Source organism: Planktothrix rubescens CCAP 1459/22, from assembly GCA_904830895.1.
In the GTDB taxonomy this organism is placed as follows: Bacteria; Cyanobacteriota; Cyanobacteriia; order Cyanobacteriales; family Microcoleaceae; genus Planktothrix; species Planktothrix agardhii.
Genome location: LR882958.1, coordinates 5144278 through 5164784, shown reverse-complemented (window position 1 = coordinate 5164784; position 20507 = coordinate 5144278). Strand labels below are relative to the sequence as shown.

Sequence of the window (20507 nt, the reverse complement as noted above, 5' to 3'; positions counted from 1 at the left end):
ATCTCCTCAACTAATAAATGTTTAATTAATCAATGGAAGCCAATCTGGGTTGATTGTAGGATAACAGAAATTTCTATCCATCCTTCCTGAAAAAATTGTGAATCAAAAACTCACCGACTTACCTGGCGATCTCTTGAATAAATCTCTGGTATTTTCATCAACCTTTGATTTGAGTTTAAACAAAATGTTTATCCAGTTGTTGTTGGGTTTAAAGTTCGATCAGCGATGGCGAGATTTTGATCACTCCCTTGAGTATGTATCATTATCAATTGATTCAACAAGCCTGTTTCAGCATTCGTAGCTTCGCTGGCGACTTCGATTCCGGGTTGCGATCGCAAATTTTTTCTTAAGTTCAGACGGGTTTCCTCGTTATCTTAAATTTAAACCAACCGGATTATATCATGTTTTTGTTGAATTTTAGGATAACTTTCACATTCAAATAAATCTTGGGTTAACACCCCAAGCGGAAATTCTGTCAACAGACTCAATTAATTTTGCTATTTTAAGTTGAGTATATAATTACACAATTTTTAGACTAAAATATTTTAGTGTAATTGTCAATAAGTGTTTATCTCTCTTTTGTCGTTCTTCAAAAGGTTTCAAAGCATAGGAACACGATATATCGTATCCCTACTGATCATTTTTTGGGCAATTCTTCTCAGAAGGTAAAAAATCAGGATTAAGAACTTCTTCTACAGTAAAGGGAGACTCCGTGGGAAATAGATTAATAGATAAACCTGTTTCACCGGCGGCTAGTTCCCTGGCATCTTGATAAGATTCATTAAAAATATCTTCAAAAAAACGATATAGACTCGGGCTGGTTTTGAAGGTATCTCGGAGGCGTTGACGATGTTCAAGAATGATGTACCGCCAACTATTTGTTCGTTTTTCTGGCTGATATTTATATTTGAGTAAGTGCATTAAAAGTACCTTCAAATTACTTTTTAAAGCATTTTTATCGCTTCTCCCCATACTTTCCAGTTCCTCTAGTAAGTTCTCTAAATCTACTTCGGCAAATTTTCCCTCTTTTAATATGTTGATAGTTGTCTGTAACCACAGATAAAAATCCCGATCATAAAGGGATGTTATTGCAGTTGTCGTTGATTGGATAGTGGTCATTTTTTTGACTCCCTTTCTCTTATCTACATAAGTATAACAGATTCCATAATTTATCGCTATATAGGGTCAATAAACCCTGTTTATCACCTACTCAATACTTTGAATAAGTTGCTCATTTCGTAGTGAGTCCTTCAGGACTCTAAGCCCTAAAGGGCTTACTACGAAGTTAATTATCTTCAAAGGTAACATCTTCATATAAAGCCTCGATATGAGTGCGAAAATCAATACTGGTGAGATGAATTTCACTGCCTGAATGATAGAATTGTAATACCCACAAACCTTCGTTATTGCGACGAAAACAGTCTACACGCTGACGTTTTTGGTTAATTAAAACATACTCTTGTAAGGTTTCTAATTGTTGATAGTCGGCAAACTTGTCACCACGATCAAATGCTTCTGTTTTTGGGGATAAAACTTCGATAATTAAACAAGGATATTTTTTATGATTTGTAAATTTTTTATCCATGGGATCACAAGTTACCATAACATCAGGATAATAATAAATATTAGCCGTATCTATCTGAGCTTTCATATCGGACATATAAACCCGACAACCCCGCCCTCGAACATGATTTCTTAACAGGGTAAATAAGTTTCCAGCGATTGTAACATGAGCATCACTCGCCCCTGCCATTGCATAAACTTGTCCGTCAATATATTCATGTTTGATCGGGCTGGTTTCTTCCCCTGCTAGATAATCTTCGGGAGAAATGTAAGTTTCGTGTTGATTAGCAATCATAGTTTTGAAAATAAAGTTATTTTTAAATTAATTCTAACATTTTGTAGTGAAGCATGAACGCATCTAAGCCCTGAAGGGCTTACTACAAATGGTAGAATTTGGTGATTTATTGAAGAAGTGGAGCATCGTGTTGAAAACGTCAAAATGGTTTTATCAAACCTGCATTTATCTCAGTTCATCCTTAATATTCTGGGGTTGCGCCAAGCCCTCCTCGCTGGTTTCACCCACCGAACAGTCTAACTTAGTAGTCTCCGAAACCTCGAAACCAATCCCCAAAAAACCTGTTAATAGTTTAGGAGGTTATTTCTATTCTAATGGAAAAGGGCGTTGTCCCGATGGGAGTCGCCTGAATCGAATTTTGGGCTATTGCGTAGAAGGAAATCAGGCCTTGGGGCCTTTTTCTCAGAAATTGGTTGCCGCCTGTAAGGATGCTGATGGGGGTGATGCTTGCGGGTCAACTCGCTGGAATTCCGCCTTACTGTATAAACTAATTCAGGATCAAAATCCGGTAGCAGGTCGTCCCCCTCAGTTTGTACTACTGGCTTTTGATGGCTCCTATTCCCTAGATGCCTGGAAAAAATCTCGCAACTTTACTCAAAGTATGGCGAAAAAAAATATTCCGGCTCACTTTACCTATTTTATTAGTGGGGTTTATTTTGTTAATAATGAGAAACGCAACCTCTATAAACCCCCTGGGGGCAAGGGTCAGGGACGGTCTGCCATTGGTTGGGGTGGCACTAAGCAAGAGATTAATCTCCGTCTGGAACAGTTAAATCAAGCATACCAAGAGGGTCATGAAATTGGCTCCCATGCGGTGGGTCACTTTGATGGGAGTCGCTGGAGTGAGGCGGACTGGAAAAAAGAGTTTGACTATTTTGATCAGTTTATTTTTGATGCCTACAAAATCAATGGTTTGAAGGGTGCTTTTGCCTTTGACCGCAGCGCCATTCAAGGTTTTCGCGCTCCTGAGTTGGGTCAGAGTCCGGGTTTATACAAAACTTTGAAGAAAACCGGATTTCGCTATGATACGAGCAAAGTAGCAGCGGCGAATTACTGGCCAAAACAAGAAAATGGGATTTGGAACTTTCCCCTGGCTTCCCTAACAACGGCAATTACCCGCAAAAATGTTCTATCAATGGATTATAACTTTTACTATCTCCATTCTCAGGCAAAACCAAATTCTAGTAATGCCAAGCGCTATGAAGAAGATACTTTTCAAACTTATTTAAAATACTTCAATAGTAACTATTCTGGCAACCGTGCGCCTGTAAATATCGGTCATCACTTTTCAGCTTGGAATCAGGGAGCTTACTGGAATGCGCTATTTCGTTTTGCTGAGGAGGTTTGTGGGAAACCAGAAGTTCGGTGTGTCACCTATAGCGAGTTGGCGGATTTTATGGATTTACAAGTTCTCGACACAAAGCCCACCTCTTTCAAGGGTGGGATGTAGTGTCGCCACCTTTAGGTGGAGTCAAGATTTTAATATAATCCCTAAGAACTTCAGCCATTGATACAGATTGGCTTCCGGCATATATCTTCAACTTTTCGGACTCCCTATCAGTCATCCACATTGAAAATCGGTTTTCTCTTGACATGGCTTCTATTCCGATATACGATTAGGAAGGAGTATAGCAGGATGTTCCTAGCTTGTCTAGTCGGATGTTCCGACAACCAAACAAGTTGTCAATAGCGAGAAAAAGGCAACTACTGTAACAACCTTAGTGAGCTATAGAGAACTACGCAAAATCCAATCAGAGATTGAGACTGTAATAGTCGTAGTTGCTAATTAGGGCGAGGTGTTTGGCAATCCTCAGAGTCCTCGTACTCTCCTCTAATGTTGCTGTGAAGCAACTCTGGAAACAGTAAGGAGGCAACTCCATGAATACTACTTAGGTAGGGCTAGATAGGAGAATCCAACGACTTTAGCGTAGCGTAGTCGTGGGAGTGTCAAAAACCCCTGAACAAATTGCTGTTTATCAGAAGGGGGATTTTCCTAAAATAGAAGCTGAGTTGAATTAATAACTCAATCAGGATTTAGAGGGATCTAGTCTAGGATAAAAATAGGGGTTGGGGGCTGAACCCCTATTTAGGGGAAATTAGTTAATCCCTTAACGCCTCAATTAACCTTTGATTCTCGGCTTCGGTTCTAATTGCAACTCGGAAATAGCGATCGCCCAAACCGGGAAAACTCAAACAATCCCGAATTAGAATTCGGTGTTTTTTTAATAGATTTAATTGCAATTTAGAAACCGAAACATCAGATTCTACTAAAATAAAATTAGCCGCACCTGGATAAGGTTTTAATCCTGATATATTGGCTAAATTATGATATAATTGAGGACGAGATTCTTCTAACCAATTCCAGGTTTGTTGTTGAAATTCATGATCTTGTAAAACAGCAATTCCGGCCGCCACTGCCAAACTATTTACAGGCCAAGGATCGCGCCACTGTTGCCATTTTTCTAGGCGTTGGGGATGGGCGATCGCATATCCTAAACGCAGTCCGGGCAAACTATAGAATTTGGTTAGCGATCGCAATATCACTAAATTTTCATATTCCTTCACCCAAGAAACTAAACTTTGCTGTTGGCTAGGAAGTAAAAAATCCATAAATGCCTCATCCACCACCACCAAAGCAAACTGTTTTAAGGATTCTAATAATATTTCAGCCGTAAACAGTTTTCCGGTGGGATTATGGGGATTATTTAATAATAACCCCGATTTAGAACTCAAGGGTTGAGGCATAGAGAAATCTAACTCAACAGAAGCCATCGCAAGCGGACACTCAATCACATTCCCCTCAAAAGCCTTTAGTGAGCGCCCATAGTCGCCAAAGGCAGGAGTCAGTAAATAGGTCGCATCTAATGCCGCTAATTCCCGTCCTGCCCAGGTCAGTAACTCTGCGGCCCCATTTCCGGGTAAAACCCAATCCGCCCCTAGGAAGTTCGATCCGGTTTCGCGGTTGATTTGAGTGGCGATCGCTTCTTTCAATTCTCCATAATCAGGATTGGGATAGGCTTTTAAATCCCTCAGATGGTCTTGAATTGCCACCAGAGCCGACAAAGGCGGCCCCCAAGGATTAATACTGGCGGAAAAATCCAGAATATCCAAGGGAGAGCAGTCGGCCACGGTCGCAGCCCAAATCAAATTTCCCCCATGACGGGGTGAATGGGTTGCTTCCACGCCTAGAAATTAGTCCTCATCACTGTCTGGCTCTGCTTTAGTCAGAGCCACTTTTTCCTTGAATAGTTTCCCTGATGAAAAGGCCGGGACTTTGGTGGCGGGAATTTCCATTTTTTCCCCAGTTTTCGGGTTACGACCCTCCCGGGCTTTGCGTTCGCGGGACTCAAAGGAACCAAAGCCAACCAGTGTAACTTTGTCATCATTGGAAACTGCTTCCATGATGGTTTCTAAAGCTGCCGTTAACACCGCATCAGCTTGTTTTTTGGTCACACTGGCCCGTTCTGCTACGGCGTCCACTAATTCACCTTTGTTCATTTGAGTTTTTACTCCTTAAAATTGGCATGAAGCAATCAATAGTATAGCTGTTGACTGTTGACTGGTAAGAGCGAAGTGACCGATCTGTGTCAACTTAAAGCAAGCAGTAAGCTATAAATTTTAGTCGAAACTGGGTTTTACCCCCCCTAGCCCCCCCTTGGTAATGGGGGGAACTGGATTCTACCCCTTGGTAATGGGGGGAACTGGGTTTTACCCCCCCTGGCCCCCCCTTGATAATGGGGGAACTGGATTCTACCCCCTTGGTAATGGGGGGGAACTGGATTCTACCCCCTTGGTAATGGGGGAACTGGGTTCTAACCCCATTGGTAAGGGGGGCAGGGGGGTAAAAAGGGCTATGTTACTAATTTACCGTCTTTGCATCATCCGTAAGGCATCGGGACTAGGGCTATATTCATAACCGTAGGGAGCGCGATCGCTGTCATCCAAAATTTGAGGCGTGACTAAGACGATCACTTCCGCCCGTTGGTTTTGCTTATTGGTTCTGCGGAACAAAGAGCCCACAATGGGTAAATCCCCTAATAATGGAATTTTGCTCACTGTAGCCCGTTCCTGTTCCTGAATAATCCCCGATAAAATCAAGGTTTGACCATCGCGCAAACGGATTAAACCAGATTCGACCGTCCGGCTGAGAATTTGACGGGCAAAATCACCACCACCAGCATCGACTTGATCTCCGGGGGCACTGACAGTGGGGTTAATTCGCATGGAAACAAAGCCATTATCATCAATCCGTTCCACGTTAACATCCAGGGTTAAACCCACATTTTGAAAGGTAAAGTCTTTGCTGTCCCTTGTCCCGGAAACCGTGTCTACAAATGTTGTTGTGACTGATTTAACAATTTCTTCAACTAAGGCAACTTTTGCTGTTTCACCCTCCTGAACCACTAAGGTCGGATCGGTGAGAATCTTAGCATTACCACTAATAATTTGAGCGGTTAAAGTTGATAAGAACTTGCGGGGATATTGGAAAAAGGGAAAAAGGCTATTAGTGGTTGAACCTAAACCCGTTAAAGCTCCAGTGGCTAAATTTCTGGTAAAGGGTGTGTACTCGGATACCCCAACTTGACCGGGACGCTCGGTTACAGGGGCAATCGGGTCTAAACTCACCCCTCCTCCGGGGGCAGTTAAAGGATTAATCGCCACTCCATTGCGATCATAAAAAGGAGCCCGACCAGCAAGGGGAGTATTCGGAACAATCGGTCGCCCATTAATCCCAGTGGTTGCAGTTGTTCGGTTCGGGGGATTATATCCTCCAAAATTAACTGATGCCGCACCGCCATCATTCACAAAGAAGGTATCGTTGACCCCAAAGGAGAAACTACTACTGGCTGCCTCTTCTCCGCTTAAATTGACGTCAACGACTTTAACGTTAACAGCCACTTGACGCTGACGTAAATCCATCTGGGTTAACATGGCTACTCCCGTTTCTACTAAGTATGGCGGGCCAATGAGAGTAATAGAATTGAGTCGTTCATCTACGGAGATGGATAATCCTTTCAGTACCAGGGGACTATCGGACTCCTTAGCAGCTAGTTCTGTAATTGTTGGTGTTCTGGTCTCAACATATCTTGAATTAACCCCTATTCCCACCTGCTCAATTCGGATTTGATCGATCTGAATTTGAGTTCCTGCCCCTTGACTACTCAAAAAACCGGCGGCGATCTTTGCTGGAACCTGATTCAGTCTGAGACTGCGAACTACGACATCACTGGCGGTGGTGGGCAGTTTAACACCGACAAAAATCGTATTCCCGACACGATTAGCTTGTAATCCACTTAAGCGTAAAACATAGTTAAAAACATCTTCAACAGACTCATTTTCAATATCTAAGGATATTTTTCGTCCTGTGATCTGTTTTTCTTCCAGTTCGCCATTGGGTGCTCTAAACTCACCAGTGGCGTCTTCTTTGAACAAATTACTGATTGCTAAGTTGAGTCCAGCAGTTCTCGCTAATAATGCTAAAACATCACTCACCGGGGCATCTCGTAATACTAAACGGGGAATCCGTTGAGTGGTATTTAGTCGAATTGTTGGGATTCCGGCGTTAATATTAGAAACGGCAATATCTCCCAAGGGTGGGGCAACGGCCCGAGGAAGGAAAGGCGGAGCCGCATCGGAAGGGCGAATCCCACTCTGGGGCAGATTACGGCCATCAATAGTAATTTGAGGATCGGGAACTAATACGGGTTGAGGGCTTCTGGCTGGGGGGGCTGGAGGTACGGGCGGTGCTGCTGGGGGGACTTGATTCGGTACTTGAGCCACAGCACCCGCAGATGCACCCATACTGATCACAATCCCTTCGTTAGCCCCTTGCATAATTCGGGCTTCGGGGGGACTATTCACCCCACTGACAATCACCCGCACACTGGTAGAATCCAGTTGGGTAACTACCACCGAGGCAATACCAGGGATAGGATTATTTTGTTGAAAGTTTTGTTTTTGGGCCGGAAGTTGGGTATTAATAATATCGGCAACAAAATCATTGCCGCGTCTGACCACAAAAACCTCCGGTCGTTCTCCGCTACGGGTGACTAAGACTAAAGCCACTTCCCCGTTCATTTCCACCAGTCGGATATCTTGGACTTGGGTTTGTGCAAATGCCGGGGTTGGTGCCACAATGGCGATCGCAGCACCAGTTAAAATTCCTGTACCAATTCTTTGAAAATGTTTCACGTTTGCTCCTCAACACAAGATCTAAATTTCGGATGTTAGTTAATAGCCAACACCTCAACGTCTCAACACTTCAATTGTCAATATCCTGCTACCTTACAACAACTTTGGCCTAAATTTCAATTATTTAGGAGGTTCAGCAGTAGCCGCAGCAGCCACAGCTTTAACTTCTTCTTGACTCAAGGGTAATAATACCTGTAATTCAAAACTGCTTTTTAGGCGTCTTTGAGGTTGATTCGCAGAGGGAACAAATTTCCCTTGTCGATATTCTCCCTCAATCACGGAAGTTGCATCCCCTAATTGGGATTTTAAGCCTCTAACCACTAATAAAGGTTGTAATCTTTCTAAGGCAACCAAAAACTGACGAGTTTGCTCAAAACTGCCTGTAAATTCTACTTCATATCTGCGTCTTCTGAGTTTGCCATTTACCTCTGCCCCTAGGCTACTATCGTTAACAATCTCGTCCCTGTCTTCTGGTTTTTCTGGTAGAATCGGTTTAAACTGGGTGAGTTGGGCTAGTTTGTCACCATCAATTATCCCAGCGTTAATTTTATTAATCTGTTCGTTAATATCAAATAACAGAGTTTCTAAACTAGCATCATCAGCAAATAAGGCTGTAACTGTATCTCGACGAATTTCAGCGTCTGCTAATTCTTTTTTAGCCTTATCCTTTTCGCGCAAACGTTGATCTTGTTTCTCAATTTCGTCTTGTTTAGTTTTAATATCTCCCCGCAGAGTTTGTCCTATGGTTAAGGTGGGAAGCACGAATTGATAAATTAAAAAACCCGCTACGAGGACACCAGCAACTCCCGCACCAATTCCCATGATTTTTGGTGTTAAGGCAATGCCAAAGATAACTGGCCCACTGTCTTCGCCGTCTACATCTTGAATAAATTCATTGGCTACGGTCATTGCTTGATGACTCCTTTTTCCTGAAGGGTTTTAATCCGATTAACTAATCCTAAAGCTCCTTTACTTTGAAGCTCGGGTAACAACTCGGAGGCGCTGGCTCGACTGAGATTAGTTACAATTGTATATTTGACCACCGATTGTAACTGAGGTTTAAGATTCCCCGTGTCCGTACCAGCGAGTTTGGATACAAGTTGAGTGGGATTCTCTTCTAATTTAGCCGAAATTAATCGGGTTTTTTCCCCATTAAAAAAGGGGGATTGATTCAGTAATAATATAAAGTCATTAATTTGGGTAAAAGAGTTAGCCACTCCTGAAATTTCTAATTTAGCGGTTGCTGGATCTGGTGGCGGGGGCGGGGCGGCCGCTTGAGCGTCGGCGGGTGCGGCTGCGGGTGCGGCTGCTGCCACTGGGATGATTTCGGGTTCAGTTTGTTTAATATCAATAATTCTCACCCCGGCGACCTGCATCAGTTGTCCTAATTCCAGGCTGAGGGCTGACCAGGGTTTAATCTGATTAAATACGGTGGCCAGGGCGTCGGCTTCCTGATTGGCTTGCTTGGTTTGGTCATTAATTTGATCTAAGGCTTGTACCTCCGATGTTTTTGTGCCCAAGGTGGCAACGAGGGTATCGAGTTCTTTTTGTAAATCGGCATTTTGTCGGTCAAAAATCAACCAAGCTCCGCCAATGATGGCATTTAGGACTACAGCCGCCCCAACACCGATTAAAATAGGAGTCTGGTCAATATTCTTGGTGGAACTCACCTGTTGTCGAACTTCCCGTTCTAATAGATCGGGTCGATCATTCAAAAAGTTGATCTCTAAGTTATACATAATCAGTTGAAGTATTGACGGTTTACGGCTGAGTGATCCCCGATTTAGGCCATTCGCATTCCTAAACCTAATGCCACTCCTAAACTAGCACGTTGTTCTGGGGGAATTTCCCGCTCAAAGGCAAGGGCGAGGGATTCAATCGGGTCAACTTGGGTGGCAGGCATGGCCAACCGTTGCATGAAAAACTCATCGAGTTGTCCAATCGCAGCCCCGGGGCCAGTTAATAGTAACTGTGCCATTTCTAAGCCATCACTTTGATTAATATAAAAATCAACGGAACGACGCAGTTCATCGGCTAATTCGGCGAAAACCTTAATGATGGCATTGGTTCCCGGATTCGGCTCGTTTAATGCTCCCATTGTATCAGTCACGGGAAGGGTCATAGCCTGTAATTCACTGACATCCCTCGTAGGAGGTAAATTCATGGCACTATTTAAGGCACTTTGTACTTGGAACAGACCAATGGGAATGGCGCGGTTAAACTGGGGAATGCCATTGACAACAATCGCCAATTCCGTACTATCAAATTGAATATCGGCAATAATCGCGGCCTCTGTGGAGGAAAACTGCTCGAGTTGATGTTTTAGGGTACGAATCAGAGAAAAACTACTGACTTCTAATACCGTAACTTTTAAACCCGCTTGAGCAAAGGTTTCTACATAGGTATCCGTCACTTCTTTGCGGGTGGCGACTAATAAAACCTGTACTTTTTCGATGCCATCCTCATCTACAAATCGCCCTAATTTTTGATAATCGACGTCTCCTTCTTCCCTGGGAAATGGGAGGTACAATCCCGACTCGGCGTTCATGTATTCTTTGAGTTCGTCGTCATTGAGTTCGGCGGGAACCGGAATAATCCGGGTTACTGCTTCCCGTCCGGGGATGGATGTGCCTACGGTTTTGGCTTTGATATTGTTGTCGGTGACAGTGGACTGAATTAACTCAGCCATGGCTGGGGTATCGACAATTTGACCATCTTGGACAATCCCTTCGGGAACCGGAGTAACTGCTAAGGTGACTAACTTTAATTGGTTGCCTTTTTTCCTCAGTTCGACTACGTTAATTCTTTCCGTGGATAACTCGATGCCAATTCCAGGCTTGCGCTTGGAAAACAGTCCTTTTAATAGACTAACCATATTTTTAGTTTGAGTGATCGATCCGGGTAAACAGGTACAATTATTTTTCCCATGTTACCCTGTTTTTTTGATCAATACCTGGGATTTTTTGACTGTATAAGTCACCACAAAGACACAAAGACACGAAGGAAGATATAAGATATAGTTTAACAAAATTTATCTGGTTTAGTTGATTTATGAATAAAATGCAACAATTAAAATCTTGGAAACGGTTTGGTTTGTTATTGGTTTTAGGATTATGTTTAAGTTGGGGGGTTAGTTGTTCTACTCCTTCTCCTACTTCTCAAAATGGCAAGCAGGAAGTTGAGTTTTGGACGATGCAACTTCAACCACAATTTACGGATTATTTTAATCAATTAATTGCTAATTTTGAAACAGAAAATCCAGAAATAAAAGTGAAGTGGGTTGATATTCCTTGGTCTGCTATGGAAAGTAAGGTGCTGGCGGCGGTGGCTGCGAAAACGGCTGCTGATGTGATTAACTTAAATCCTGATTTTGCTGCCTTACTCGCGGGACGGAATGCTTGGTTAAATTTGAATGAAATGGTACCTGAAACGGTTCAATCTCAATATTTGCCGAATATTTGGCAGGCTAATAAAATTGATGTTTGTCCGAATAATAAATGTGAAACTGTTACTTTTGGGATTCCTTGGTATTTAACGACTCAACTGACGATTTATAATCAACAATTATTGCAACAGGCGGGAATAAATCAACCTCCTAAAACCTATAGGGAATTAGCAAAAGTCGCTGCCCAAGTTAAGGAAAAAACTGGAAAATATGCTTTTTTTGTCTCTTTTGTGCCGGAAGATTCCGCCCAGGTTTTACAATCTTTAGTACAGATGGGTGTGGTATTATTGGATAAAGATGGGAAGGCGGCTTTTAATACTCCTGAAGGTAAAGCAGCTTTTGAATATTGGGTTAATTTATTTCAAAAAGATTTGCTTCCTAAAGAGGTTTTAACTCAAGGACATCGCCGAGCAATTGAATTATATCAGGCGGGAGAAATAGCTTTATTAACATCGGGGCCACAGTTTTTAAAAGCTATTGGTCAAAACGCCCCCACGGTAGCTAAAGTTTCTGTTCCCGCCCCTCAAATTACTGGAGATACTAGGAAAACTACGGTGGCGGTAATGAATTTAGTTATGCCTAAATCAACGAATGTTCCTGAACAATCTTTAAAGTTTGCTTTGTTTGTAACTAATAGTACCAATCAACTGGCATTTGCGAAAGCGGCTAATGTTTTACCTTCTATTCAGGATGCTCTTAAAGATAGTCATTTTACCACCCTTCCTGCTAATTCAACGGTGGCAGATCAAGCTCGTTTAATTAGTGCAGCAGAACTCAAAAATGCCCAGGTTTTGATTCCCCCGAAAAAAGATATTAAACAGTTGCAAAAAATCATTTATGATAATCTACAAGCTGCAATGTTGAATCAAAAAACGGTTGACCAAGCGATCGCAGATGCGGAAAAAAGTTGGAATGAAAGATAATCAGTGATCAACTGTAGGGGCGAGGTTTTCTCGCCCATCCCCGTTAACAGTAAAAAAAATTAAGATTAAACTTTGTAACAAAAATGATAGATTCTATAAAATTCTCCATTGTTGATGTTTTTGCCGAAACCAAATATACTGGAAATCAATTAGCGGTAATTTGGGGTGACGGAGTTGAGTCGTTATCCGATGAAGAAATGCTCAAAATTGCCCAAGAAATGAACTATTCAGAAACCACATTTATTTGTGATTCTGAACCGGATAATGGCGGTTATCCCGTGCGAATTTTTACCCCTAAACGGGAATTACCTTTTGCGGGTCATCCTACCTTGGGAACTGCTTATATAATTTCTGAGGAAATAATTAAAACTGATGTTATTCAGGTGATTTTAAATTTAGCTGTGGGTCAAATTCCGGTGAATTGGAAACCTGAAGAATCAGGAAAAAAAATACTCTGGATGCGACAAAATTCTCCCGAATTTACTCATATTTATGATCATAAACTATTAGCACCTGTTCTTAATTTAGAACTCTCTGATTTTGATCCTGATTATCCGATTCAAGAGGTTTCTACGGGGATTCCGTTTATTATTGTACCCTTAAAAACTCAATCTGCATTAAGAAAAGCTAAGGTTAATTTGGAATATTATACTGAGTTAATTAAAAGAACAATGGCTAAGGAAATTTTTATATTTTGTCCTGAAACCCATCATCCCGAAAATCAGTTATGTGCTAGAATGTTCGCACCCGCTTTAGGAATTACGGAAGATCCAGCCACCGGAAGTGCTAATGGTTGTTTGGCCGGGTATTTGTCACATTATCGTTACTTTGGTTCCGATCAAGTTAATATTAAAGTAGAACAAGGATATGAAATTGATCGTCCTTCTTTACTATTGTTAAAAGCTGAAAAAATAGGAGATTTAATTCAAGTGGAAGTCGGGGGAAATGTGATTAAAGTTGCAGAGGGAATTTTGGTTTAAGATTAATTAAAAGGTTTAACCCAAGCTTTTTGTAAGGCTATATCTAAAATCAATCCGGCTATTCCAAATAATAATAAACTTTCTCCCCCAAACCGGGCTATTTGTTCGAGGGAGGTTGGGGTATTAAGTTGAATTTCCATTCCCGCGAGGGCGCGTACCAGTCCAAAGGCAAAAATCCCCCCCAATTTTAACTGGGGATTATCGTCCCGGCGAATAATATAGCGATAGGTGACTCCAAATAAAAACCCGCTAAACCCAGCTAGGGGGGTCGAAAATAGAAAATTAACGGGGGCGTCCCAAAGCCACAGGTTGACACCACTCAGGACAAGATGGCTGAGTCCTACAGAAAAACCTGCCAGAAGACCGCCCTTTAGGGATTCTAACCGTTCGGTAGCCGTAAAATTTGAGGAGGAGTTAGGGTTCATGCGATCGCGTCATTTCAAGTTATGATCTAGGGTAGAGTTATTTTGCAACGTTTTTTTATACATCACTATGGATATTGTGTCATTGGGCTGGGTTTCGCTGTTAGTGCTATTTACGTTTTCAATTTCAATGGTTGTTTGGGCGCGTAACGGATTCTGATATTGATTCGTCAAACCTAAACCATCAGTAATCAGTAATCAGTTATCAGTTATCAGTGTAAGAGTTAATCATTCACTGTTGATAAATTAACTGATTACTGATAGCTTACTCATTCGTAATTCGTAATTCGTAATTATTCGGGCAAATCGCCATATTGTTCTCGATAACGCTGCAATATAGCTTCTAATTGTTCAACTTTTTGTCGTTCTTGTTCTGTCCTTAAACGTTCTTGTTCTGTCCTTAAACGTTCCTGTTCTGTCCTTAAACGTTCCTGTTCTATTTGTTCTGTAGGTGTCGGTATCCAGTTCTGATTTTGATCATACCAACGTAACCAACATCCGGTAATTTCTTGATAACATCCCTGCCATAATCCTAAACCTAATTCTAATTCCGGCATCCAAATTCGGGAGTCTGAAACCGTTAATTCATGATAACGACTAGCACTATTTTGAAACACCCGCAGTTGATTCGTATAGCGGCTAAAAACCACATAATAAGGAATGCGTAAAACCTGTTCATAGACTTCCCATTTCGTCGGAGGTTGATTAATTTCCCGTAGGGTTTGACCTAAATCTTCCGCTTCTGTTCCTGGGGACAATAATTCAACAATAACAAAGGGATTTACTCCTTCTTGCCAAGTTACATAACTTAATCGTAAATCTCGCTGTTCATACAACCGAGAAACCCCAATTACGGCAAACCAATCGGGACGTTTATACCAGTTAAAATGGCGAGGGTCGTAATACAAATTCAGGTCACTAGCAACAAAAACCGAGTCGGGGGAATAACTCGGCGGACGGAAAGTTATTCTCAACAATTCGGGTTGTAAATCATGGAATTCGTCTGGCAAACCGGGTTCCTCCGGGTCTTCACTTTTCAGGTCATACATCGTCGGTAGGACTTCTTTCGGGGAACGTGGGGGATTAGTTTGGTACATAGCAGACTAAATCAATACCTATAATTTAGTATATCATAATAAATACTTTAAAATACAAAAATAGCTTAAATTAAAGTCTACCCGGTTTTCTTTCCCATACCCTACACCCGGTTTTGCCCATGTCTAAACCTTTAATTCGCATTTTAATTCAGGCGGATAGCAGCAATCCCCGGTTATTGGAGGGGTTAGAAGTTTGGTTGAATTTGGGTTTATTATCCGATGCACAAGTTCGTCAAATTGGTGAACTTTATTTGAGTGACCCTCTACCCAAAAAGACGGTTAATTCTGGGAATAATCAACGGGTTTTGGCAGAAAAAATAACTCCAAAGCTTGTTGTTTCTACATCCCCTCAACCTGCTTTTCAATTGCCTAATTTTGCCACTAATTTAGTCGAATCATTAAAAGCTGAGTTGAGTGTTCGCTGGCTATTGTTTTTAGGCTTATTTTTAGTTATTATTTCCTCTGGAGTTTTGGCTGCAAGTCAGTGGGAAAAATTTCCCGCCACTGGACAATATTTAATTTTATTTGCCTATACTTTTGCTTTTTGGGGAGCGAGTTTATGGGGAAGTCAACAGTCCCGTTTCCCTGTAACTTCCGAAGCCTTAAAATTAGTCACTTTATTATTAATTCCTCTGAATTTTTGGGCAATGGATGGGTTAAAGTTGTGGTCAGATTCCTTGGGTTTATTGACTATTGCTATTGCTGCCCTAGTCCTAACTATTTTAACTGTAACTTTATATCGAAATCAAGGACAATTCCAACGCCGTTCTCTATTCAATCATTTAGGATTAAGTTATTTAAACTGGGGATGGCAAATTCCCGGTTTTCCCGTAATTGCGATTTATTTGGGCATCATGATTACGGTATTTTTAACCATTGTCAACCCTCCCCCGACTTCTTCTACTTCTAGCCCAAGAATTGATTTTAAAATTGTTGTTATTTATCTTTTAACTCTGCTTTTCGGTCGGGCGATTTTTGTCGTCAATGTTGATATTAGTCAACTGGGATTAGCTTTGGGAATTTTTGCCGGATTTCTCTATATTTCTTCCTCATTAATTTTACATCGTTCTAGCTATTTTATTTTATTATTCGGTTGGTTAGTAACTGTTTATATCCAACCTTGGCAGGCATTTTTAGTTAGTGGAATTGGTATCGGGATTTTCAGTCACCATTTATTAAAATATTGGCGAGAGCGAGATTTGGCGGCAATATTTGGTTTTGGGTTATCAATGGTGGCTTTAGTCGGTCGTTTAATTCCGCCAGAATTAAGGAAAACTGCCATTAATGTAGGGGTAGAAATATCCAGTTCTCAGGATTCTCCTTGGGCATTACTGAGTTTAACATGGTTTCCCTATTTGATTTTTATGGTGGTTATAACCGATTGGATTTATCACCGTCCACAACGAAAGGTAGCCCATTTTGGAGATTTTCTGAGTTTACTATTTGCTACGTTTTTAACCTGTTTGTCTCTATCAAATCCGGCATTGCGATCGCTAAATCTATTAGCTTCAACTATTACTTTAGCAGTTGTTATCAGTCGTCGTCAACCCCTAAAACCTATCGTCGTTTTGGCAACCCATATTTTAGGGTTAGTCACCTTTGCTAATCTGGTTTACTGGCAATTTCCTAACTTAGCCCTAGACGATTGGGCAATTATTTTATTAATCTTAATGGTAGGTGAATTTCTATTATTTACGGTCAATAGTCCGGGGGCAAATATTATCCGTAAAGATGCCTTAGACCTGGGAATATTATTATCAGGAATCAGTTATATTTTATTTTTGACTAACTTTGAATTTTCCACGCCCCATTCCTCGATAATGGCTTGGTTAATCACACCCCTAGGATTAACTTATGTGGCTACACAAACCAGAGAATCTCAACAAAAAAAAGCGGTTATTATTAGTATAATAGCCTGTGGTTTAGTTCAGGTTTTAAACCTATTCAATCCTCAAATTAATTTATGGAGTTTAGGCTTAACAACAGTATTTATGGTTGTTAATACTCAAATCATTAAAACCCTATTTTCATCGGTTTTTACCGTAGGTTTAGGATTAGCTTTTTTATTCCTATCCGTCAAGGATTTAGTTACAGTGGAAGGATGGTTAATATTTTTAAGTTTAACTATCGCAGGATTATGGGTATTACGTTTTATGTTATTCCGTTACGGTGTGACTGAATCCAATATTGTTAGACTTTATCAACGAGCATTTGATGGTTGTGCTATTACTTTGTTAGGATTTGAACTATCAATTATAACCCTTAATTCATTTGGGGTTTTATTGTATAAAATCCCCAGAGATTTTACCCTAATTTCTACCCTAATTATTTTAATTGCAGCCCTAAGTTTTCGAGGATTTGATTTAGCAAACCCTCGGAAAATAGCTAAGTCTGGATTCTCTCCTTGGATATTATATAGTTTAGCTTGGGCGATAGAATTACTTATTATTGAAAGATTGATTTCTAGCAATCAATCTTTAGTTAGTTTCGCCGTTGCTAATATTATTTTAGGACTAACGACCCAACTATTCGGGGATTGGTGGCAACGTCATTATCAAATTGAAAAATTGCCTAATCCTTGGCAAATTATTCCAATTATTTATGGGATTTTAGCTATTATTTTTCGAGTTCAAACCTCCGCTAACTGGACGGGATTAATCTCTTTAGCATTCGCCTTAATTTTAATTGGGATTGGCAGAAGAAATATTGAAGCTAAACCTCTAGTTTATTTAGGACTGATGGGGATTTCTGTTTCTACCTATGAAATATTATTCTATCAAATTCATACCCAACCTTTAACAGAACAATGGATTGCTTTTGCCACATTAGGAACTAGCTTAATGTATGGCTACCGAATTCTTAGTCCTTGGTTAATAGCTTATTTACGGATTCCTGAACCTGAGATTACAATTATTGCCCATCTACATTGGTTTATCAGTAGTATATTATTAGGTTTAGTGATTTCAAATCCTATTAACTCCCAACTTCTCTTAACGATTGGAACCAGTTTATTATTAATTCGTTATGCGCTATTTCAAGGTCGCCATAATTCAGATTTAGACACAGCAGAAACTTGGATTTATGTTGGTTTGATACAAATAACAGGTTTAGTCATCTATTTACAAAATTTACTAGATATAAGCGACTTTTTGATTCCCTGGTCGGGGTCGTTAGTCTCAATTTTATCTTATTTCTTTTATATTCTTCCTTGGAATATTTGGGGATGGCCAGTTAGACCTTGGAAAAGAGTAGCAATTATTCTCCCCGTAATTACCCTTATCGTTTCCCATTCTATTCTGCAACCAGAACAACAGTTGACTTGGTATTTTTCAGTAGTCTTTGGAACTCTATTTTATATTATTTTAGCAAAATTTACCCAAAATATTCGGTTAACTTACCTAAGTTTAATCTTAATTAGTTTTACCTTTTATGATTGGCTAGGCTCAATAGATGATATATTTATTTTTACTCTCCCGATATCCTGCTCATTACTCTATTTTTCCCAAGTTGAACCGAGTTTAAAATTAGAACAAAATCGAGATTTACGCCATGGATTAAGGGTCTTAGGAACGGCTATTTTATCTGGAACTTCCCTGGCGACCTCTGAAGGAACCGGAGTTGTACCCGGAATTTTAAATTTAATCATAATTTTTGTCGGATTAGGATTAAGAATTAGAGCTTTTCTCTATATTGGAACCGCAATATTTTTAATTAATATTGTGAATCAACTGATTATTCTTAATTCCGTTTATTCCTTTATCAAGTGGATAATTGTGTTTATTTTAGGGGTGATTTTAATCTGGATTGCCGCTAATTTTGAAACCCGTCGAGAACAGTTAATCACCCTTTGGAATAACTGGGTAGCAGAATTACAAACCTGGGAATAAGAATAGTAGAGACTTTGTATACAACGTCTCTACTGGGGGAATGTGGGGTTTGAATTATTTTTAGATTCTAATTTAGCCACTAACTTTAATCCATAGTTGATTTCAAAGGCTTCTTTTTTTAAGTTCAAGCTCCACAATTCTAATGCACAATCATCGTTAGCATAGGTTGGTTTTAACTTCAAATGAAATTCCCGCGTCATGGGTTTATATTCACAAACCACCTGAGAAATAGCCCCAATCATGCGTCGGTCTAAGGCGACTGACAACCTTAATAAAGGATGCAATTGGTCAATTACTTGTCGAAACCTTCGAGGTAGATTTTGATAGGCTTCATGTTTCTTTTTAGCACTACTCTTACGATGGTATCGGGCTAAATTTGCGATCGCATCAATTTCAGTTTCCGTAAATCCTAATAACTCCCCATAGCGAATTAAATAATAGGAATGTTTATGGTGGGCGGAATGACTAATATATAATCCACAATTATGCAGAATACTCGCCGCCCATAATAACTCCCGTTCTGCTAATCCCCAATTATGTAATAATCCTTTAGTCTGATCAAATAAACTTAAAGCAAAAGTAGCAACTCGTTGACTATGTTCTAAATCAACTTGATATTTTTGAGCAATAGTTAAAACACTTCTTTCTCTAACAGAACTGCCATAATGGAGACGATCATCAATTAACCCATGGGTTAACATCCAGTCTACCACTAACCCCTCCCTCAGACTCCGTTCACAGACTTTTAAAGACTGAATATTTAACAAGGTCATGGCTTCTTGTAAAATCAAAGCTCCGGCGACAATAATCTCCGCCCGACGGTCAGCCATACCCGGTATTTGTAATCTTTCTGGATAGGATAATTTGCGAATTCTATTGACAAATTCCTGTAATTCTTCTAAAGTTAATTCATAGCCACCTAAACGAGTCGGGTCTATGCCTGATTTTTCTCTGGCTTTAATTCCTACTAAGGTTTCAATGGTTCCAGAAGTTCCGACTAAACGAGGAATTTCACCCGGTTGTAAATGGGAAAATAATTCATCCACAACCCGTTCTAATGTGCCTCGAATATAGGCTTGTAAATATAAAAATTCTGTGCGACTAATCGGATCACTATGGACAAAATCCTTGCTTAATCGAACAGCACCGACTTTTGTACTACTTAAAAATCGAGGTTCCCAACCATCACCTAAAATTAGTTCCGTAGAACCGCCACCAATATCAATAATAATATGGGGTTGATTATTTAATTCCATCGCCGACAGCACCCCTAAATAGATGCGTCGGGCTTCTTCTTGACCAGAAATTAAACTAATTTCTAAGTTCAGTTCATCGGCGACTCGGCTAATAAATTCTCGACCATTGGGCGCTTCTCTAATGGCACTGGTAGCTACCGCCACAATTTGTTCAGCGTTAAAGGTTTTAGCCACACCTTGAAACCGTTTTAAACAAGCAATAGCTCGTTCCATTACATCCGGTTTGAGATTGCCTTTTTCCTCACAATCTCCCAAACGAATAGTTTCTTTTTCCCGGGCAATAATCGTAAATGTCGGCAGTTGGGGTTGAACTTTCACCACAACCATGTGTAAAGAATTCGTGCCTAAATCAATGGCAGCTAGGATTCGATCTCGGTCGTCTGTGGGTTCAGATTCTCTCACCAAAGGCATTGATGTGACCATAATCAGTCTCTAAAAAGCTACTGC

17 protein-coding genes are annotated in these 20507 nt (G+C 40.5%); 5 read left to right on the top strand and 12 right to left on the bottom strand.

Annotated features, from left to right (window positions below; translation table 11 throughout):
• Window positions 1–188 precede the first annotated feature (188 nt).
• The 3 genes from NMG86_RS23405 to NMG86_RS23395 all read right to left on the bottom strand — a co-directional run bounded on the left by NMG86_RS23405 (window position 189) and on the right by NMG86_RS23395 (window position 1858).
• Entirely contained in the window at window positions 189–338 is a 150-nt protein-coding gene (locus NMG86_RS23405; RefSeq protein ID WP_155806310.1) for a hypothetical protein, read from the bottom strand.
• A gap of 292 nt (window positions 339–630) precedes the next feature.
• Window positions 631–1119, bottom strand: coding sequence for a DUF29 domain-containing protein (locus tag NMG86_RS23400; protein WP_026787920.1), 489 nt, complete (start codon window positions 1117–1119; stop codon window positions 631–633).
• A gap of 166 nt (window positions 1120–1285) precedes the next feature.
• Window positions 1286–1858, bottom strand: a complete 573-nt coding sequence (locus NMG86_RS23395; RefSeq protein ID WP_026787919.1) for a Uma2 family endonuclease — start codon at window positions 1856–1858, stop codon at window positions 1286–1288.
• Between the two features lie 88 nt (window positions 1859–1946).
• Between NMG86_RS23395 and NMG86_RS23390 the strand changes: the two genes are divergently transcribed.
• Entirely contained in the window at window positions 1947–3308 is a 1362-nt protein-coding gene (locus NMG86_RS23390) for a polysaccharide deacetylase family protein (protein ID WP_081694415.1), read from the top strand.
• Between the two features lie 650 nt (window positions 3309–3958).
• On the opposite strand, the gene cobD is transcribed toward NMG86_RS23390, so the two are convergent.
• The 6 genes from cobD to pilM all read right to left on the bottom strand — a co-directional run bounded on the left by cobD (window position 3959) and on the right by pilM (window position 10925).
• Window positions 3959–5041 (bottom strand): threonine-phosphate decarboxylase CobD, encoded by a 1083-nt coding sequence (cobD, locus tag NMG86_RS23385; protein WP_026796618.1) that lies wholly within the window; start codon window positions 5039–5041, stop codon window positions 3959–3961.
• Window positions 5042–5050: 9 nt separating this feature from the next.
• Complete coding sequence (locus NMG86_RS23380) at window positions 5051–5356, bottom strand: non-specific DNA-binding protein Hbs (RefSeq protein ID WP_026787917.1); 306 nt, start codon at window positions 5354–5356, stop codon at window positions 5051–5053.
• Between the two features lie 366 nt (window positions 5357–5722).
• Window positions 5723–8050, bottom strand: a complete 2328-nt coding sequence (locus NMG86_RS23375; protein ID WP_043938988.1) for a secretin GspD/PilQ domain-containing protein — start codon at window positions 8048–8050, stop codon at window positions 5723–5725.
• A gap of 120 nt (window positions 8051–8170) precedes the next feature.
• Window positions 8171–8959, bottom strand: a complete 789-nt coding sequence (locus NMG86_RS23370) for a hypothetical protein (RefSeq protein ID WP_026796616.1) — start codon at window positions 8957–8959, stop codon at window positions 8171–8173.
• The gene (locus NMG86_RS23365; RefSeq protein ID WP_026796615.1) at window positions 8956–9789 is read right to left on the bottom strand and encodes a PilN domain-containing protein; all 834 of its coding nucleotides are present in this window, start codon (window positions 9787–9789) and stop codon (window positions 8956–8958) included. The genes NMG86_RS23370 and NMG86_RS23365 overlap by 4 nt, the downstream gene beginning before the upstream one ends.
• Before the next feature lie 44 nt (window positions 9790–9833).
• The gene (gene pilM / locus NMG86_RS23360; RefSeq protein WP_026796614.1) at window positions 9834–10925 is read right to left on the bottom strand and encodes a type IV pilus biogenesis protein PilM; all 1092 of its coding nucleotides are present in this window, start codon (window positions 10923–10925) and stop codon (window positions 9834–9836) included.
• A gap of 185 nt (window positions 10926–11110) precedes the next feature.
• Here pilM and NMG86_RS23355 point away from each other — a divergent pair, with 185 nt between their 5' ends.
• Both NMG86_RS23355 and NMG86_RS23350 read left to right on the top strand, forming a co-directional pair.
• Window positions 11111–12418: an ABC transporter substrate-binding protein gene (locus NMG86_RS23355; RefSeq protein ID WP_026796613.1), complete on the top strand. Its 1308-nt coding sequence runs from the start codon at window positions 11111–11113 to the stop codon at window positions 12416–12418.
• 95 nt (window positions 12419–12513) lie between these two features.
• Window positions 12514–13398: a PhzF family phenazine biosynthesis protein gene (locus NMG86_RS23350; RefSeq protein WP_026795199.1), complete on the top strand. Its 885-nt coding sequence runs from the start codon at window positions 12514–12516 to the stop codon at window positions 13396–13398.
• Window positions 13399–13400: 2 nt separating this feature from the next.
• On the opposite strand, the gene NMG86_RS23345 is transcribed toward NMG86_RS23350, so the two are convergent.
• A complete protein-coding gene (locus NMG86_RS23345; protein WP_026795198.1) occupies window positions 13401–13823 on the bottom strand; it encodes a hypothetical protein in 423 nt (140 codons plus the stop codon).
• A gap of 67 nt (window positions 13824–13890) precedes the next feature.
• On the opposite strand from NMG86_RS23345, the gene petN reads away from it, so the two are divergent.
• Window positions 13891–13980 (top strand): cytochrome b6-f complex subunit PetN, encoded by a 90-nt coding sequence (petN, locus tag NMG86_RS23340; RefSeq protein ID WP_071782645.1) that lies wholly within the window; start codon window positions 13891–13893, stop codon window positions 13978–13980.
• Window positions 13981–14113: 133 nt separating this feature from the next.
• Here petN and NMG86_RS23335 read toward each other — a convergent pair whose 3' ends face one another.
• Window positions 14114–14917, bottom strand: a complete 804-nt coding sequence (locus NMG86_RS23335; RefSeq protein WP_042154834.1) for a Uma2 family endonuclease — start codon at window positions 14915–14917, stop codon at window positions 14114–14116.
• 119 nt (window positions 14918–15036) lie between these two features.
• Between NMG86_RS23335 and NMG86_RS23330 the strand changes: the two genes are divergently transcribed.
• Window positions 15037–18804, top strand: a complete 3768-nt coding sequence (locus tag NMG86_RS23330; RefSeq protein ID WP_026796612.1) for a hypothetical protein — start codon at window positions 15037–15039, stop codon at window positions 18802–18804.
• A gap of 29 nt (window positions 18805–18833) precedes the next feature.
• On the opposite strand, the gene NMG86_RS23325 is transcribed toward NMG86_RS23330, so the two are convergent.
• Window positions 18834–20483, bottom strand: a complete 1650-nt coding sequence (locus tag NMG86_RS23325; RefSeq protein ID WP_026798766.1) for a Ppx/GppA phosphatase family protein — start codon at window positions 20481–20483, stop codon at window positions 18834–18836.
• Between the last annotated feature and the right edge of the window lie 24 nt (window positions 20484–20507).

Excerpts from the sequence above, each read along its gene's own strand:
- NMG86_RS23400 (WP_026787920.1), bottom strand. The coding sequence starts at position 1,119 with ATGACCACTATCCAATCAACGACAACTGCAATAACATCCCTTTATGAT.
- NMG86_RS23395 (WP_026787919.1), bottom strand. The coding sequence starts at position 1,858 with ATGATTGCTAATCAACACGAAACTTACATTTCTCCCGAAGATTATCTA.
- NMG86_RS23390 (WP_081694415.1), top strand. The coding sequence starts at position 1,947 with ATGGTAGAATTTGGTGATTTATTGAAGAAGTGGAGCATCGTGTTGAAA.
- NMG86_RS23380 (WP_026787917.1), bottom strand. The coding sequence starts at position 5,356 with ATGAACAAAGGTGAATTAGTGGACGCCGTAGCAGAACGGGCCAGTGTG.
- NMG86_RS23370 (WP_026796616.1), bottom strand. The coding sequence starts at position 8,959 with ATGACCGTAGCCAATGAATTTATTCAAGATGTAGACGGCGAAGACAGT.
- NMG86_RS23365 (WP_026796615.1), bottom strand. The coding sequence starts at position 9,789 with ATGTATAACTTAGAGATCAACTTTTTGAATGATCGACCCGATCTATTA.
- pilM (WP_026796614.1), bottom strand. The coding sequence starts at position 10,925 with ATGGTTAGTCTATTAAAAGGACTGTTTTCCAAGCGCAAGCCTGGAATT.
- NMG86_RS23355 (WP_026796613.1), top strand. The coding sequence starts at position 11,111 with ATGCAACAATTAAAATCTTGGAAACGGTTTGGTTTGTTATTGGTTTTA.
- NMG86_RS23345 (WP_026795198.1), bottom strand. The coding sequence starts at position 13,823 with ATGAACCCTAACTCCTCCTCAAATTTTACGGCTACCGAACGGTTAGAA.
- petN (WP_071782645.1), top strand. The coding sequence starts at position 13,891 with ATGGATATTGTGTCATTGGGCTGGGTTTCGCTGTTAGTGCTATTTACG.
- NMG86_RS23335 (WP_042154834.1), bottom strand. The coding sequence starts at position 14,917 with ATGTACCAAACTAATCCCCCACGTTCCCCGAAAGAAGTCCTACCGACG.
- NMG86_RS23330 (WP_026796612.1), top strand. The coding sequence starts at position 15,037 with ATGTCTAAACCTTTAATTCGCATTTTAATTCAGGCGGATAGCAGCAAT.
- NMG86_RS23325 (WP_026798766.1), bottom strand. The coding sequence starts at position 20,483 with ATGGTCACATCAATGCCTTTGGTGAGAGAATCTGAACCCACAGACGAC.